A 15,916-nucleotide genomic window follows, 5' to 3' on the forward strand; every position below is an offset into this window, starting at 1 on the left:
TCATGAGCGTTTTTGACTGTGTCTGGTGCGGATTTTTGGGTCGTGCTTCAATTGGGGGCGACGGGTATTTCTGATCTCGTGATGTGCGAAAGGAGGTCTCCCGGGACGCATCTAGGTCTGATCGCTTCGGCTATGCTTTTCTGAGATGAAATAGTTTGAACTAATTCTATGAATAACTGTTCAAAAATCGATGAAGTTGCATGAATCTCGCGATAACAATACTAAGTAAAGGCTGGGAACGGACAATGGAACTGAAAAACAGGGTGGCAGGTATTTCCTTAGGAGTATTGATCATGGGTATCAGTACAGTGACTCAGGCAGCTGACGATGTTGTCACGATCCCGGCAGGTGAATTTAAGATGGGCTGTTCGGTTAATGATTCAGACTGTGAAAATGATGAAGGTCCCGAAGGTGGCGTAACTGTGAGCGTGCCTGCATTTAAGATTGATCGTCATGAGGTATCGGTCGCGGAATATGAAGCCTGTATCGCGGCAGGTAAGTGTGAGCGCCCAAAGGATCATCAGCGTAATAAGTACTGTAACGTGGGAGCAGAGGGGCGGGAGGAGCACCCTGTTAACTGTGTTGACTGGCAAGAGGCACTAGACTACTGCCAATGGAAAGGTGGCCGCTTACCCTACGAGGCGGAATGGGAAAAAGCGGCACGCGCGGGCACCAGTTCCCGTTATCCATGGGGTGAACAGGCAACCTGCAAACATGCCATTTTGGATGATGGTGTCACGATGGGAGCTATTCCCAATGAGCCGGACGGTTGTGGTGAAGATCGTACCTGGCCACGGGGCAGTCATCAGGCCAATGCCTTTGGTTTGCATGATATGCACGGTAATGCCGGTGAGTGGATGATGAACTGGTATGACCGTCATGGTATCAGTCGTTATGCGGAGGGAGATCTGACGGGGCCTGAAGAGGGGCGACAGCGTTTAGTTCGCGGAGGCTCGTGGGATGAAAACCGACCGAATCTGCGTAGTTCCTTCCGCAACGTGAAGCCGCCTATCAGCGGTCGTTCGATCTACGGTTCGATCGGTTTTCGTTGTGCCTACGATCAATAAGCTCTTATGATTATGCCCGGAACGCAGCGTCCAGCAGCGTCCGGGTGTACTCGTTTTGTGGATTGCTGAAGATGGCTTTTGCATCTCCGCTCTCCATCACATCCCCGTGCTGCATCACCAGCAACTTATGGCTCAGCGCTTTAACGACCGCCAAATCGTGACTGATAAATATGTAGCTCAGGTTGTACTTGGTCTGAAGGTTACGCAGCAGCTCCACAATCTGTTTCTGAACGGTACGGTCCAGTGCTGAAGTAGGCTCGTCGAGAATAATCAGTTCCGGTTTCAGTACCAGTGCCCGGGCAATACAGATGCGCTGGCGTTGGCCGCCGGAAAACTCATGGGGATAACGGTGGCGTGTATCCGGGTCCAGCCCGACCTCGTTCATCACGTCGATAATCATCTGGTCCCGCTCAGATGCGAGACCAATATTATGGACAGCCAATCCTTCCGCGATACATTCTGATACTGACATTCTTGGGCTCAGGCTGCCGAACGGATCTTGAAAGACCACCTGCATACGCCTGCGCAGGGGTTTCACCTGCTTCTGATTCATCTTCGAGATGTTGATGCCGTCAAAATGAATGCCGCCTTCACTGCCCAGCAGCCGAAGCAATGCCAGTCCCAGTGTTGTTTTGCCGGAGCCGGACTCACCGACAATGCCCAGTGTTTCTCCCTGCTTCACTTCAATGGAGATTTCGTTAACGGCTTTTACATGATCAACGGTGCGTTTAAAGAATCCCTGTTTGATCGGAAACCAGATCTTCAGTTTGTCTGTGCTGATCAGTGTATCGAGATGCGCGGGAAGGGGCGCTGGATCACCGCTTGGCTCTGCTGCTAACAGAGCGCGGGTATAGTCATGCTTTGGTGCCGCAAAGAGCGCCTGGCAGTCACTGCTCTCTACCAGTTCTCCCTGATACATGACACACACATCATGCGCGTAGCGGCGCACGATATTCAGGTCGTGGGTAATCAGCAGAATGGCCATGCCCAGTTTTTGCTGCAGTTCCTGCAGCAGTAGCAGAATCTGTTCCTGGATCGTGACATCCAGCGCGGTGGTTGGCTCATCTGCGATGAGCAGCTCCGGATCGTTTGCCAGTGCCATCGCGATCATGACGCGCTGACGTTGGCCGCCAGACAGTTCGTGAGGATAACTTTTAAGCCGATTCACCGGATCTGGAATACCCACCAGATCCAGCAGTTCGATAATCCGTTCACGTACTTGATTGGCTGTATTGGCTTTGTGCAGCAGTAAAACTTCGCCGATCTGTTTTTCCACGGTATGCAGAGGATTCAGTGAAGTCATCGGTTCCTGAAAAATGATACCGATACGGTTGCCGCGAAGGGTTCGCATTTCACCCTCATTTAGCTGTATCAGGTCCTGACCTTGATACATTATTTCGCCACTCGGATGGCTGGCTTTGGGGTAAGGCAGTAAGCGCATAATAGACAGTGCGCTGACGGACTTTCCTGAGCCTGATTCACCAACCAGTGCCAGTGTTTTACCTTTCGGGATATCGAAGCTGACATTCTTGACCGCATTCACTTCATCGCCATTTTGGCCGAAGTTTACGGACAGATTTTTTACGCTGACCAGATTATCGCTCATCGCTACACTTTCCTTGGATCAAAGGCATCACGTACCGCTTCTCCGATAAAGATCAGCAGGGTCAGCATGGTTGAAAGCACAACAAAGGCGGTGATGCCCAGCCAGGGTGCGTGGAGATTGGCTTTGCCCTGAGCTACAAGTTCACCCAGAGATGGCGAGCCGGGCGGTAGGCCAAACCCTAAGAAATCCAGAGCCGTTAATGTGACGAGCGAGCCATTAAAGATAAATGGCATAAAGGTCAGGGTGGCGACCATGGCATTGGGCAATATATGGCGGAACATGATTAGGTTGTTGTCCAGACCGAGCGCACGTGCGGCACGCACGTATTCAAGGTTACGGCCGCGTAGAAACTCAGCGCGTACCACGTCAACCAGACTCATCCAGGAAAACAACAACATGATGCCCAGCAGCCACCAGAAGTTAGGTTCAACAATACTGGCCAGAATGATCAACAGGAACAGGACCGGCAGGCCCGACCAGATTTCGATGAAGCGTTGAAAAAACAGGTCGATTTTGCCGCCATAGAAACCTTGTACGGCTCCGGCAATCACACCAACTACGGAGCTGAGTAGGGTAAGCACCACGGCAAACAGAATCGAAATACGGAAGCCATAGATGACGCGGGCGAAGACATCTCGTGCCTGATCATCGGTGCCCAGCAGGTTCTCGGCACTGGGAGGTGAGGGCGCAGGGGCCGGGAGTTCATAGTTTATGGTGTTGTAGCTATAGCGGATGGGGGCCCAGATAATCCAGCCGTTCCCTTCCTGTTCTATTAACTCCTGAACGTAAGGGTCTTTGTAATCGGTCGGGCTTTCAAACTCGCCACCAAACACGGTTTCGGGATAATCGGTCAGTAACGGGTAGTAGATCTCATCTTTGTATTCCACCAATAGCGGTGAATCGTTGGCAATAAACTCCGCAAATAAGCTGGCGAGAAACAGTGCAAGGAAGATCCACAGGGACCAGAAGCCACGCTTATTGGCGCGGAAGTTCTCCAGACGACGTTTATTCATCGGGCTCATAATCAATGCTCCCGGCTTTCGAAGTCGATGCGTGGGTCAACCAGCACATAGGTGATATCGCTGATCAGTTTCAGAATCAGGCCCAGCAACGTAAAGATATAGAGTGTGCCAAAAATGACCGGATAGTCGCGGTTGATAACGGATTCGTAACCCAGCAGTCCCAGTCCGTCGAGTGAGAAAATCACTTCTATTAGCATGGAGCCGGTGAAGAAAATACCGATCAGGGCGGATGGCATGCCCGCAATAATCAGCAGCATTGCGTTGCGGAAGACGTGTCCGTATAGCACCCGGTTTTCTGTGAGGCCTTTGGAGCGGGCAGTCAGCACATACTGTTTGTTAATCTCATCAAGGAAACTGTTTTTGGTCAGCATGGTGAGGGTGGCAAAACTGCCGATCACCGACGCCAGCACCGGTAAGGAGATGTGCCAGAAGTAATCTTTTATTTGTCCCCACAGGGTGAGTTCATCGAAGTTGGACGATGTCAGCCCCCTGAGCGGGAACCAGTCCCAGTATGTCCCACCGGCAAAGAGTACAATCAGCAGGATCGCAAACAAGAAGTTCGGAATTGCATAACCGATAATCACTGCGGTACTGGTCCAGACATCAAACGAACTTCCGTCCCGTACGGCCTTGCGGATGCCCAACGGTATGGAGATCAGATAGGTGAGCAGGGTGGTCCAGAGGCCTAAAGAGATCGAGACAGGGAGTTTTTCGACGATCAGATCGGTGACTTCTTTATCGCTGTATAAACTCTTTCCGAAGTCAAAAACCAGATAGCTACCCAGCATTTCGATATAGCGCTCGTGTGCGGGTTTATCAAAGCCATAGAGTTCTTCAATCTGGCGCACCAGCTCTGGGTCCAAACCACGGGCACCACGAGACTGGCTGTCTCCCCCGTTTGATTGACTGCCATCGGAAGCGATATCCCCCGAACTTGTGCCGCCTACGCGGGCGGTGGCACCTACGTCTAGACCTTGAAGCTGAGCGATAGTCTGCTCAACCGGGCCGCCGGGGGCGGCCTGTACGATGATGAAATTGATGGTAAGAATCCCCAGAAGCGTGGGGATGATGAGTAGCAGGCGTCGCAGTATATAAGCGGCCATCAATTATCCTTTGCTTTCATCGCATCCTGTGTGACCCACCAGGTATCAAAACCCAGTGCATAACGCGGCCGTTGTTCAGGCATAGCAAACTTTTTCCAGTAAGCGATGCGGTATTTATTGATGTGATACTGAGGAATCACGTAATGGTTCCATTGTAGTACACGGTCCAGCGCGCGGGTGCGCAGGACCAGCTGCTCACGATCAGGTGCCTGGATCAGCTGTTCTACCAAGTAGTCTACGGCAGGATTTTGAATGCCGATGGTGTTGCGACTGCCGCTGCTATTGGCCATTTCAGAGTGCCAATAGTCTCGCTGTTCGTTGCCGGGTGAGCTTGATTGGCCAAAACTGCCCACGATGACATCGAAATCGAACGCACGGATGCGGTTGATATACTGAGAAACATCAATCACGCGGATGCTGGCCTTGATGCCCATCAGCTCAAGATTACGGATAAAGGGTGCCACAACTCGTTCAAAGGCGGGCTGCACCAATAACATCTCAAACGTAAACTGCTCACCGGTCTTATCGTTGATCAGCTTGTTGTTCTTCAGAGACCATCCAGCGTTGAGTAGCATTCGCTTTGCAGTACGCAATTGGCGGCGGATCTTGCCGTTTCCATCCGTAGTGGGTGCGCGATACACCTTGGTAAACACTTCGGCTGGCACCAGATCTTTTATAGGCTCCAGAATTTTAAGTTCTTCGGGTGTAGGCAGTTCGGTTGCTGCCATCTCCGAGTTAGAGAAGTAGCTGTGGGTGCGTGTGTATGCGTTATAGAAAATGGCGTTATTGGTCCATTCAAAATCAAAGGCGTAGGCCAGTGCTTCGCGGACTTTCGGATCTGAGAATTTATCGCGACGGGTGTTCAGCACAAAGGCTTGCATGCCGGTTGGGTTTTCATGCACTAGCTCTTCAGCCACGGCTTTGCCGGAGGTGAACGCGTCACCGGTATAACCTGTGGCCCAGCGTTTAGAGCTGTTTTCCTGACGGAAGTCATATTCACCCGCTTTGAAAGCTTCCAGTGCTACGGTGCCGTCGCGGTAGTAATCGTATACCAGCTCGCCAAAGTTATGCCGCCCAATGCTGACCGGCAGGTCCTTTCCCCAATACTCAGGGTTGCGTTTGAAGGTAACGCTGCGGCCGGGATCAAATCCACTGAGCGTATAAGGACCGGAGCCGATGGGGATGTCCAGGCTTGGTTTTGTGAAATCCCGTCCCTCCCAGTAATGTTTTGGCAGTACCGGTACTTCACCCACAATCAGCGCCAACTCGCGGTTCAAACTGTTTTTAAAGTTGAATTTGACGGTTTTGTCGTTGATTGCTTCGATGGTTTCAATATCAGCGAAATAGGCGCGATAAAAAGGGGAGCCTTGCTCGCGTAGCAGTTTAAAACTATGGATTACGTCATCGGCGTTGACCGATTCGCCGTCGCTGAATTGGGCCTTGGGATTCAGATGGAACGTGATCCAGCTGCGGTCGTCTGCCACTTCCAGCTTCTCTGCGAGTAGGCCGTAGAGAGAAAAAGGCTCGTCTTGTGCGCGGCCAAGCAAGCTGTCGTATATCAATCCGACATCGTCAGCCACGGTACCTTTGATGATAAACGGGTTAAAGCTATCAAAAGTGCCCAGCGACGATTGCACAACCCGTCCGCCTTTTGGCGCATCGGGGTTTACGTAGTCGAATTGAGTAAAGCCTTGTGGATATTTAAGGTCTCCGTGCATGGCTATACCATGAGAAACCGTTGATGCTGCATTGGCGGTGGTGAGTAAAGCACCTGCAAGCAGGGCGCCAGCCAGAACTGTTTTAATAATTTTCATCTGTGATCCGTCACCCTGAAGGGATAATAGCTATTTATATCAGCCACTTGCAGCTTTCGCCAGTTGCCTCTTCATTCGGACAGATGATTATCGGCTTTGTTCAAACTCGTTTGCATCGTTTGTGAGGTGTTCCTGATACAGTTTGCGTGGCACTCCATCGCTCTTCAGGCCTTCAAGTTTGTTCTGCAAAAACTGCAGTTTATCGCTGTCATCGCCCGCCAGTCCCTTGATCAGGTCCTGATCCATCCAGTTGCGAATTTTCTTGAAAAGCACCAGCTTAAATATGATAGCCAGCGCTGTAGACACAACAATGATAACAATAGCGGTAGCGTCCATGGATTCGCCTTAATTGGATTGAGTCACGTCAACGTGAAGTGTGAGACGCTGACCGGGTTTTAGAATTCTGTGCTTTTCAAGGTCGTTCCATGTAAGGATGCTTTTGACGCTGACATTAAAACGACTGGCGATACGTGACAGAGAATCTCCACTTCTGACGACGTAGCCCACCTTGCGGATAACGCCCTGACTAACGGCGCTGGCGGAAGTTTTACGGTCTTTCCAGATAATCAGGGTTTTACCGACTGCAAGTGGATCTCCTGGCGCCATGTTGTTCCAGCTTGCGAGTTGGCGTACCCCTACTTTGTGTTTGCGGGAGATAGACCAGAAGCTTTCGCCGTTCTTAACCTTGTGCTTTGTTTTACTACGATTGGTTTGTCGCGAGATCTTTTCCTGCTTGCGGTTCATACGCTGAGCCTGACTCATGACGTAAGCGCTTGAGTGCTGGCTGGCCGTGGGAACCAGCAAGGTTTTTCCCGCACGAATATTATTGTTCTTTAAGTTATTCGCCGTGCGCACAATGGTGACGGTAGTGCGATATTGCTTGGCAATCCCGATCAGTGACTCACCGGCTTTGATCTTGTGCCGTGCCCATTTCACGCGTTGGTCCGCAGGTAGTGCGGCCAAATTGTTTTCAAACTGAGCGGCATTAGTCACGGGAATCAACAGACGGTGGGGGCCTTGTGGGTCCGTTGCCCAACGGTTAAACCCTGGGTTTAGCTGATACAGCTCCTGTGCACTGATACCTGCCAGATCCGCGGCCTGCGCCAGATCTATCTGGGACTCGGTGGCAATTTGGGTAAAGTAAGGGGTGTTTTCTATAGGGGGGATCGTTACCCCGTGTTGTTCTGGTGCGCTAAACACTTTGGCGATAGCCAAAAGCTTTGGCACGTAGGCTTCTGTCTCCGCAGGCAGGTTTAGAGACCAGAAGTCAGTCGGTTTGCCCTTGCGGCGATTTTTCTTCATGGCGAGAGAGACCGTACCTCCGCCTGCATTGTATGCGGCGAGGGCGAGTTCCCAGTCATCAAAGCGTTTATGCAGTTGCTGCAGGTAGGTTAGGGCGGCATCCGTAGAGGCGATGATGTCTCGACGTCCGTCATACCACCAGGTCTTCTTCAGGCCAAAATATTTTCCGGTCGATGGGATGAACTGCCAGGCGCCAGCGGCACGACCATGAGAGTATGCGAACGGATCATACGCACTTTCGACAATGGGCAGTAATGCAAGCTCGGCGGGCAGACCACGTTTGATCGTCTCGTTCAGTACATAGTAGTAATAGCGAGATGCGCGTTTCACGACACGATTAATATAGCGTGGATGTTTTGCAAACCAGATAACCTGAGCGTCTATGCGAGCGTTGCTACGTGCATGATCGAATGCAAAGTGATCGCGGGTGAGATCCCACAGATCGTCGCGTTTCACAACCTGTCGCACGACAGGCTTGCCATCTTTGATATATACCTGTTGATGCGTCAATGTTTGTTGCTGGATGCTTTGCTCTGCATTCGCCGTGGTGTTGCTGTCTGAATTCGATGGCGTTTTTTGGGGAAGTAACTGACACCCGGTAAGGGCAACAGACCCGACAAGGGCCACTACAATTGCTTTAATATATGGAGTCATGTGTTCCCGCTATAGACAAAAAACTGGCATGGTCGTTAAAAATTAATAGGGTATTGAAGCCGTCTCACCGAGTATAAAACTGCCCGGATTTTTAAATCTTAACGGGGCATTCTAGGGAGCTGGAAATGGAGGGTCAACTGGCGTGTTTGTATAATGTGATCTGGTTCTGGCTATCGTTTTGGGAAATAGGTAACTGCCGACAACGGTTGTGGTCGGAAGTTACCCTAAGAAGTGCTGATCAGAACTGGTTTTTCCATTCGCGGACTGCGGTAAATACGTCCAGTTCAGTGTTTAAGGCACGGCCGCTGAAATCACTGGCGGTGCGAATAACTGTATCGGAGTCAGTACGTAAAAATGGATTGATTCGGCGTTCCTGTGCGATAGATGTTGGCAGGGTGGGTTTGTCAGCTTCTCGCAACTGATAACAGGTGCTCAGCGTTGCTTCGATATCAGTGTTATCCGGCTCTACGGCAGCGGCAAACTTCAGGTTGGCCATAGAATACTCATGCGTGCAGTAAATCTCAGTGGTATCTGGCAGGGTCTTGAAATAGGCCATGGCGTCAAACATCTGGGACGGTGTACCCTCAAAAATACGGCCGCAGCCTGCTAGAAACAGCGTGTCACCACAGAAAATCTGAGGTGTATCTGCTGCGCTAAAATAAGAGATATGATCCAGCGTATGACCCGGTATTGCACGAATTTCAAGTGGGCGCCCGAAGAGATTTATTGTCGCACCGTCTGCAAGTGTGTGAGTAATGCCTGAGAACTGGCAATCTTCAGGGCCGTAAACCGGAACATCAAATTCAGCGCGCAGTGCCTGGATGCCTCCGGTGTGGTCATGATGGTGATGAGTGACCAGAATAGCGGCCAACTGCAAGTTATTGTCACGCAGATAGTTTTCGACGGGTGTCGCGTCGCCGGGATCAACAACGGCGATCTGGTTTTGGCCTGCGACCGAGAGTGCCCATATATAGTTATCGTTGAAAGCCGGGATCGGTGTTACGTCGAACATAGAAAAACCTCAATGATAAAAGCCAGTTACTATTACTTTATAATAATCTGCAATGTTAAAGTAGCCGTTAAGAATGATCGGTTTTGATCGGAGCAAGTGAATGAGTTTTCAATCACAACCTCCCCTGAAAGTTATGACGCCTGACTTGAAGGCGTGGTTCGATTCAGAGGTCGGGCGCGAATTGCTAGAAGCAGAATCCGCACTGATATCTCGCATATTACCAACGCTGTTTGGTTATCATCTGGTGCAGATCGGTGTGGACTCTCGTATCTGTTTGTATGACGAAAGTCCTGTGCGGAATAAGTTTGTTGTTGTGCCCGCGTTAGCGTTGGGTCTGGCTGATAACTGTGTCGTTGCAGATAGTAGTGAACTACCTTTTGAGCAACACAGCGTGGATGTGGTGATACTGCATCACGCGTTGGATTTTGCGCAAAGCCCGCATCAGGTATTACGTGAGGCGGCGAGGATACTACGGCCGGGTGGGCACATGTTAGTCGTGGGCTTTAACCCATCAAGCTTATGGGGATTATACCGGCGTTTTAAGGGTAAACAGCCTAAGGCGCCGTGGAATGGGCACTTTATCAGTCATCGACGCCTGTCGGACTGGTTTCAGTTGCTGGAGTTGACCGAGCTTAAACGACGTTCAGAGTACTTCCTCGCGCCGTTTGAGAACGAAAAGTGGCGCAAGCGCTGTTGTGTTTTTGAAAGGTGGGGGCATCGTGCTTTTAAAGAGCGCGGTGCTTTTACTTTGATGCTTGCGCGTAAAGATGTGGCGGGAATGACGCCAATTAAAGAAGAGAGAGCCCGTGGCCGTCTGATTAATCTGCCGGTAGCGGAGCCGAGTGTTCGGGGACAAATTAGTGAAGGTCGTTCAGATCTATACCGACGGCGCCTGCAAAGGTAATCCTGGCCCGGGTGGCTGGGGGGCCGTGCTTCAATACGGAGATCAGGAAAAGCAGTTGTTTGGTGGTGAAGATAACACGACCAACAACCGCATGGAGCTGATGGCTGCAATTGAAGCACTGGCAGCGCTTAAGCGTACCTGCGAAGTTAAATTGACGACGGATTCCCAGTATGTCCGAAAAGGGATTACTGAATGGATGAAGAACTGGAAGCGTAACGGTTGGAAAACGGCTGCGAAAAAGCCTGTTAAGAATGCTGATCTTTGGCAGCGTCTGGATGAAGAGGTGCAGCGTCACTCAGTGGAATGGCACTGGGTCAAAGGGCATAGCGGTCATCCGGGGAACGAGTTGGCCGATGATTTGGCCAACCGTGGTGCAGCAAAATACATGTAAGGCGAAAGAATGCGACAGATTGTACTGGATACCGAAACAACGGGTCTTGAGCCAAAGGAAGGGCACAATATTATCGAGATAGGTTGTGTCGAGATGGATAACCGTCGACTCACCGGTCGAACGTATCATCAATATATTAAGCCTGATCGCGATATTGAAGAAGAAGCGATTGCTGTTCACGGTATTACCAATGAATCTTTGGTGGATAAGCCGAAGTTTGCGGAGATTACCGAGGAATTTATCGAGTTCATTCGCGGTGCGAATCTGGTTATCCACAACGCTGCGTTTGACGTTGGCTTTATCGATAAAGAGCTAGAGCGCAACGGTTATCCAGAACGGGTAGCGGATATCTGTACGGTGACTGACTCGCTGAAGCTGGCGAGGGAGAAACACCCGGGCCAGAAGAATAACCTCGATGCGCTGTGCCGTCGTTACGGCATCGATAACTCGCATCGTGAGCTGCATGGCGCATTGCTTGACTCTGAGATCCTTGCTGACGTGTACCTGATGATGACGGGTGGTCAGACGTCGTTAGTGCTGGGGCATGAAGGGGATGACGGTGTCGGTGGTGTTGGCGGTATTCGTCGAGTAGAAGGCGATCACTGGGAGTTGACCGTGCCGCGCGCTAATGACGAAGAGCAAGCTGCCCATGAGGCCTTTCTGGCATTGCTGGATAAAAAGAGTGGTGGCGGGTGTTTGTGGCTGAAGGGCGAAGACGATAGCACGGTGCACTAGTTAAATATCAGTTACAGAAAACAAAAAAGCAGGCCGAAGCCTGCTTTTTTATTTTCCGGAATCAGTGGCTTACAGTGTGTTGTAAACCGCGATGAAGCCAACAAAACTCATCACCATGGTGTATGGCAGAGCCATCCAAACCATCTTGCCGTATGACAAGCGAATCAGTGGTGCCAGCGCCGACGTCAGCAGGAACAGGAATGCGGCCTGTCCGTTTGGTGTCGCAACACTTGGGATGTTGGTGCCGGTGTTGATCGCAATGGCCAGTGCTTCGAAGTGTTCGCGGGTGATAGTACCTGCGTTCTGTGCAGCAACAACTTCGTTGATATACACAGTAGCCACAAACACATTGTCACTGATAGCTGATAGTAAACCGTTTGCTGCGAAGAAAATCGCAGGCTGAATCTCAGGATCCAAAGCCAATACGGCTGCAATAATCGGCTGGAACAGGTGCTGATCATGAATGACCGATACCACGGCGAAGAAAACAACCAGCAGCGCGGTGAAAGGCAGGGCCTCTTCAAACGCTTTACCAATCTGATGTTCTTCGACGATGCCGTTAAACGCAGTTAGTAGGACAATAATTGTCAGACCAATCAGGCCAACTTCTGCCAGATGGAAAGCCAGTGCGAAGATCAGGAAGAGTGCTACAACACCCTGAACCAGAAGCATGGCAGAATCGCGCAAGGTGCGTTTCTTGTCTTGTTCCACTGCAAAATCTTCCAGAATCGAGCGTACGTTGGTTGGCAGCTCGGCACCGTAGTCAAAGATTTTGGCTTTTTCCAGAAGGGCGCAGGTGATCAGGCCGGCAACCAGTACCGGCATGGTGATAGGTGCCATCAGCAAGAAGAACTCGATGAAATCCCAGCCCGTTTTCTGTGCGATCAGCAGGTTTTGTGGTTCACCCACCAATGTACATACACCACCCAGTGCTGTACCAACTGCGCCGTGCATCAGCAGGCTACGCAGGAAGCGTCGGAATTGGATCAGATCTTCGTGATGTGCTGCACGGATCTCTTCATCTGTGGCGTGATCGTGGTCTGCGTGAGCGTATGGTTTACCTGAAGCTACCTTATGATAGACAGAATAGAAGCCAACACCTACGCTGATCAGAACCGCTGTTACAGTCAATGCGTCCAGGAACGCAGATAGGAACGCAGCGGAAAATGAAAAGAGCAGCGAAAGATAAATTTTGGAGCGAACTTTGAGCAGTATTTTGGTAAATCCCCAAAGTAGCATGCTCTTCATGAAGTAGATGCCTGCGACCATAAACATCAGCAGCAAAATTACTTCAAGGTTAGATTCGATCTCGTGTGAAACGGTAGCAGGGCTTGTGAGGCCGATAACTACGGCTTCCAGCGCCAACAAACCACCCGGTTGCAACGGATAACACTTAAGCGCGAGTGCAAGTGTGAAAATGAACTCAAAGATCAGCAGCCAGCCAGTTACGACAGGGCCCACGGTATAGAGCAAGATCGGATTAAGAATCAGGAATCCGATAATGGCCTGTTTGTACCACATGGGCGAATTTCCGAGGAAATTGCGAACCAAAGCCTGGGTTAGCGTGTTGGTCATTTATTTCTCTTCCTATGCGAGAACACTTAGTTATGTTTAATTTGAAGTCGGCAAACGGCAGGTGGCCTATCAGTTGCCACCTAAAATCAAAAGGGTATTAATATGTAAAAAAACCAATTTGGTCGTGGGTAAGTAGGGGAAAACCCTATATATGATACAGGTTTATAAGCATTTTCTTAAAAAAAATCATATTAATTTTTGGGATAAGCTAATAATGCAAATAGGGCTGCAGCGTGAAAACTGAATATCTCGTAGTAGAAAACGGTCGTTTGGTTGGTAATGAGCAAGGCGTGCTTCGTTGTGATGAAAATACAGCGAAGCTATTGCGTCGCAAATCAAAAGCCGAATACCCCGTAGGTGAATATAAGGGAATTAGGTATCGTCTTATTTTGATTGAGGCTAATGAATCGGACGATCTGTTAAATGAATGTGTTGAGCGTTGGGGATTGAGGCGCTTACTGGCGGCTGCTGACGATGAAGAGATGTACGGATTGCTATCGCGGGCATCGCAGATTGCAACCTGGCATGCTAATCATCGTTTCTGTCCTCGCTGTGCGACAGTATTGACACCACACAAGGATGATCTGGCGCTGGAGTGTGTCAGTTGCAGGCTTGTGCAGTATCCACGTATTTCTCCGTGCATCATCGTGTTGGTTCGCAATGGAGAGCGTTGCCTGTTGGCTCATGCTGCGCATTTTGATGAAAAGCGGTATAGCACGTTGGCAGGTTTCATTGAGGCAGGAGAGACGGCGGAGGCAGCTGTTGCGCGCGAAGTGATGGAAGAGGTAGGTATAAAAGTAGGAAACGTGACCTATCACTGCAGCCAGTCGTGGCCATTTCCTCATTCATTGATGCTGGGTTACTTTGCCGATTATGAGGCGGGTGACATCGTCCCTGATGGTGTTGAGATTCTGGACGCGCAGTGGTTCGACCAAAATACTCTGCCATCTATTCCCCCGTCATTTACAATTGCTCGAAAATTGATCGATCATTTTTTCGCGGAATTGGCAGATTAATGTTTGGGGAGGGGGCTTGTTGATAGCCCCCACTGGAATAATCAGCTTTGTTTGTCTTTCGTAAACAATTTGCCCAGTTTTGTTGCCAGTATCACATTGCCTTCTGCACGTAGTCGTCCTTTTAAGAAAGCGCTCATACCATCCGTTGTACCTGTTACGACATCGATGACTGTCTCAGAATCCATGATCAGGGTGATGTTTGGGTCTGGATGTTCGCCTTTTTCAACTGTGCAGGTGCCGTCATCGATCTGGATGTTAAAGTCATCCCCATCTTCAATCACAAACTGAAATACTGCTGCAAAGTCTTTCGCGTTGTCGGCAACAAAACGGCTTGGGAGTTTTTCGATAACGCGTTCAACAGTGATATTGGTCATGAGGTACGAAAGTCCGATTCAGGGTGCTGGATCTCCCACCTGTCAGGGGTGGAAGTGTCCGGTTACTATGAGGGCTTTTATGTTACATTAGCTGCCGCTCGGACTTAACAACAATCAGCACTGAAATTGTGGGTATTGGTCGTATTTGTGGCTTTCCCTGTATCGATTCCAGATCTGTATGGGATGTTTGTCCGGGTTAATGTTGTTTGTCGGTCAACCGATTGCCGCTTAGCGGCTTATTTTGATACTACATGTCTGCGGAGAAAACGCTGTGATGGAATTTTTGAGTGACTATGGTCTGTTTTTGGCCAAGTCCGTCACTATTGTGCTGGCAATCATTACCGTTGTCGGCGGTATTGCGGCCATTGCGTCTCGAGGCCGGAAAACCGGTGATCATGGCACAGTAGAAATCACTCATCTCAATGAAGAGCTGGAAGAGATGAAGCAGCAGCTGGAAGAGGCCGTTCTGGACAGGGATGAGCTGAAAGCGCTGATAAAAGAAGAAAAGAAGAAAGAGAAGGCTGAACGTAAAGCCCGGAAGAAGCAGAAGCCAGCTGCAGATGAGCCACGTCGCAAGCGTGTATATGTGCTCGATTTTGATGGTGACATCCGAGCGTCTGATGTGGAGCCGATGCGCGAAGAAATTTCCGCCGTACTGACGTTAGCTGAGCCGGAAGATGAAGTGGTTGTTCGTCTGGAAAGCGGTGGCGGCATGGTGCATTCCTATGGTTTGGCATCGTCACAGCTGGAGCGAATTAAACGTAAGCAGATACCGCTCACTATCTGTGTAGATCAGGTGGCTGCAAGTGGCGGTTATATGATGGCTTGTTTAGGTGATCGTGTATTAGCCGCACCGTTTGCCATCGTCGGGTCTATCGGGGTGATTGCTCAGTTGCCTAACTTCCATCGTTTGCTGAAGAAAAACGATATCGATTACGAAGTGTTAACGGCAGGCGAGTACAAGCGAACCCTGACGATGTTTGGTCAGAATACCGATAAGGGTCGACAAAAGTTCCTCGAAGAACTGGAAGATACCCATGAGTTGTTTAAAGAGTTTGTGTCTGAATATCGTCCAAGCGTAGATATCGACAAAGTCGCAACCGGTGAAGTGTGGTTCGGTAAACGCGCTATTGATGCCAACCTTGTCGATGAATTGATCACTTCTGATGAGTATCTGACCGAAGCGTGTGAAAACGCAGACGTGTATGTTGTTCGATATGAGGAGAAAAAGAGCCTGCAGGATAAGCTTTCGTCCTTTGCTGTGGACTCTGGTGATGGAATTTTAACCAAGTGGTATAACCGTTTGGCTAAAAACCGTTTTATTTCTCTTTAAAACAAGAA

The 15,916-nt window shown here is 50.0% G+C and carries 15 protein-coding genes; 6 read left to right on the forward strand and 9 right to left on the reverse strand.

The genetic code is table 11. The annotated features are described in order from the left end of the window. The first annotated feature begins 293 nt into the window (after nucleotides 1–293). A complete protein-coding gene (locus tag IOQ59_RS07935) occupies nucleotides 294–1,067 on the forward strand; it encodes a formylglycine-generating enzyme family protein (protein WP_228050765.1) in 774 nt (257 codons plus the stop codon). Between the two features lie 10 nt (nucleotides 1,068–1,077). Here the strand turns inward: IOQ59_RS07935 and IOQ59_RS07940 are convergent, their stop codons facing one another. The 7 genes from IOQ59_RS07940 to gloB form a co-directional block, all read right to left on the reverse strand. Continuing rightward, nucleotides 1,078–2,673: an ABC transporter ATP-binding protein gene (locus IOQ59_RS07940; RefSeq protein ID WP_193952731.1), complete on the reverse strand. Its 1,596-nt coding sequence runs from the start codon at nucleotides 2,671–2,673 to the stop codon at nucleotides 1,078–1,080. Nucleotides 2,674–2,675: 2 nt separating this feature from the next. Beyond that, the gene (locus IOQ59_RS07945) at nucleotides 2,676–3,695 is read right to left on the reverse strand and encodes an ABC transporter permease (protein ID WP_228050766.1); all 1,020 of its coding nucleotides are present in this window, start codon (nucleotides 3,693–3,695) and stop codon (nucleotides 2,676–2,678) included. A 2-nt stretch (nucleotides 3,696–3,697) separates the two neighbouring features. After that, on the reverse strand, nucleotides 3,698–4,798 hold the full coding sequence (locus IOQ59_RS07950) for a microcin C ABC transporter permease YejB (RefSeq protein WP_193952733.1): 1,101 nt from the start codon (nucleotides 4,796–4,798) through the stop codon (nucleotides 3,698–3,700). Next, nucleotides 4,798–6,612 (reverse strand): extracellular solute-binding protein, encoded by a 1,815-nt coding sequence (locus IOQ59_RS07955; protein ID WP_193952734.1) that lies wholly within the window; start codon nucleotides 6,610–6,612, stop codon nucleotides 4,798–4,800. The genes IOQ59_RS07950 and IOQ59_RS07955 overlap by 1 nt, the downstream gene beginning before the upstream one ends. A gap of 87 nt (nucleotides 6,613–6,699) precedes the next feature. Then, the gene (locus IOQ59_RS07960; protein WP_193952735.1) at nucleotides 6,700–6,948 is read right to left on the reverse strand and encodes a hypothetical protein; all 249 of its coding nucleotides are present in this window, start codon (nucleotides 6,946–6,948) and stop codon (nucleotides 6,700–6,702) included. A 9-nt stretch (nucleotides 6,949–6,957) separates the two neighbouring features. Then, nucleotides 6,958–8,568: a lytic transglycosylase gene (locus IOQ59_RS07965; RefSeq protein ID WP_193952736.1), complete on the reverse strand. Its 1,611-nt coding sequence runs from the start codon at nucleotides 8,566–8,568 to the stop codon at nucleotides 6,958–6,960. Nucleotides 8,569–8,806: 238 nt separating this feature from the next. Continuing rightward, nucleotides 8,807–9,580, reverse strand: a complete 774-nt coding sequence (gene gloB, locus IOQ59_RS07970) for a hydroxyacylglutathione hydrolase (RefSeq protein ID WP_193952737.1) — start codon at nucleotides 9,578–9,580, stop codon at nucleotides 8,807–8,809. 100 nt (nucleotides 9,581–9,680) lie between these two features. Between gloB and IOQ59_RS07975 the strand changes: the two genes are divergently transcribed. From IOQ59_RS07975 to dnaQ, 3 genes are read left to right on the forward strand one after another with little or no spacing between them, the layout of a single operon-like run. Continuing rightward, complete coding sequence (locus tag IOQ59_RS07975) at nucleotides 9,681–10,484, forward strand: class I SAM-dependent methyltransferase (protein ID WP_193952738.1); 804 nt, start codon at nucleotides 9,681–9,683, stop codon at nucleotides 10,482–10,484. Next, nucleotides 10,441–10,875: a ribonuclease HI gene (gene rnhA, locus IOQ59_RS07980; RefSeq protein ID WP_193952739.1), complete on the forward strand. Its 435-nt coding sequence runs from the start codon at nucleotides 10,441–10,443 to the stop codon at nucleotides 10,873–10,875. The genes IOQ59_RS07975 and rnhA overlap by 44 nt, the downstream gene beginning before the upstream one ends. Nucleotides 10,876–10,884: 9 nt before the next feature. Further along, nucleotides 10,885–11,610, forward strand: coding sequence for a DNA polymerase III subunit epsilon (dnaQ, locus tag IOQ59_RS07985; RefSeq protein ID WP_193952740.1), 726 nt, complete (start codon nucleotides 10,885–10,887; stop codon nucleotides 11,608–11,610). Between the two features lie 69 nt (nucleotides 11,611–11,679). Here dnaQ and nhaB read toward each other — a convergent pair whose 3' ends face one another. After that, a complete protein-coding gene (gene nhaB, locus IOQ59_RS07990; protein WP_193952741.1) occupies nucleotides 11,680–13,185 on the reverse strand; it encodes a sodium/proton antiporter NhaB in 1,506 nt (501 codons plus the stop codon). 233 nt (nucleotides 13,186–13,418) lie between these two features. On the opposite strand from nhaB, the gene nudC reads away from it, so the two are divergent. Next, nucleotides 13,419–14,201, forward strand: coding sequence for an NAD(+) diphosphatase (gene nudC, locus IOQ59_RS07995; RefSeq protein ID WP_371871840.1), 783 nt, complete (start codon nucleotides 13,419–13,421; stop codon nucleotides 14,199–14,201). Nucleotides 14,202–14,242: 41 nt separating this feature from the next. Here nudC and IOQ59_RS08000 read toward each other — a convergent pair whose 3' ends face one another. Further along, entirely contained in the window at nucleotides 14,243–14,575 is a 333-nt protein-coding gene (locus IOQ59_RS08000) for an SCP2 sterol-binding domain-containing protein (protein ID WP_193952742.1), read from the reverse strand. Between the two features lie 274 nt (nucleotides 14,576–14,849). Between IOQ59_RS08000 and sohB the strand changes: the two genes are divergently transcribed. After that, a complete protein-coding gene (sohB, locus tag IOQ59_RS08005; RefSeq protein WP_193952743.1) occupies nucleotides 14,850–15,908 on the forward strand; it encodes a protease SohB in 1,059 nt (352 codons plus the stop codon). The last annotated feature ends 8 nt before the right edge of the window (nucleotides 15,909–15,916 follow it).

It is taken from the genome of Pontibacterium sinense, assembly GCF_015209595.1.
Classification (GTDB): Bacteria; Pseudomonadota; Gammaproteobacteria; order Pseudomonadales; family Balneatricaceae; genus Pontibacterium; species Pontibacterium sinense.

Excerpts from the sequence above, each read along its gene's own strand:
- IOQ59_RS07940 (WP_193952731.1), bottom strand. The coding sequence starts at position 2,673 with ATGAGCGATAATCTGGTCAGCGTAAAAAATCTGTCCGTAAACTTCGGC.
- sohB (WP_193952743.1), top strand. The coding sequence starts at position 14,850 with ATGGAATTTTTGAGTGACTATGGTCTGTTTTTGGCCAAGTCCGTCACT.
- IOQ59_RS07935 (WP_228050765.1), top strand. The coding sequence starts at position 294 with ATGGGTATCAGTACAGTGACTCAGGCAGCTGACGATGTTGTCACGATC.
- IOQ59_RS07945 (WP_228050766.1), bottom strand. The coding sequence starts at position 3,695 with ATGAGCCCGATGAATAAACGTCGTCTGGAGAACTTCCGCGCCAATAAG.
- dnaQ (WP_193952740.1), top strand. The coding sequence starts at position 10,885 with ATGCGACAGATTGTACTGGATACCGAAACAACGGGTCTTGAGCCAAAG.
- IOQ59_RS07965 (WP_193952736.1), bottom strand. The coding sequence starts at position 8,568 with ATGACTCCATATATTAAAGCAATTGTAGTGGCCCTTGTCGGGTCTGTT.
- IOQ59_RS08000 (WP_193952742.1), bottom strand. The coding sequence starts at position 14,575 with ATGACCAATATCACTGTTGAACGCGTTATCGAAAAACTCCCAAGCCGT.
- nhaB (WP_193952741.1), bottom strand. The coding sequence starts at position 13,185 with ATGACCAACACGCTAACCCAGGCTTTGGTTCGCAATTTCCTCGGAAAT.
- IOQ59_RS07955 (WP_193952734.1), bottom strand. The coding sequence starts at position 6,612 with ATGAAAATTATTAAAACAGTTCTGGCTGGCGCCCTGCTTGCAGGTGCT.
- gloB (WP_193952737.1), bottom strand. The coding sequence starts at position 9,580 with ATGTTCGACGTAACACCGATCCCGGCTTTCAACGATAACTATATATGG.
- IOQ59_RS07975 (WP_193952738.1), top strand. The coding sequence starts at position 9,681 with ATGAGTTTTCAATCACAACCTCCCCTGAAAGTTATGACGCCTGACTTG.
- IOQ59_RS07950 (WP_193952733.1), bottom strand. The coding sequence starts at position 4,798 with ATGGCCGCTTATATACTGCGACGCCTGCTACTCATCATCCCCACGCTT.
- IOQ59_RS07960 (WP_193952735.1), bottom strand. The coding sequence starts at position 6,948 with ATGGACGCTACCGCTATTGTTATCATTGTTGTGTCTACAGCGCTGGCT.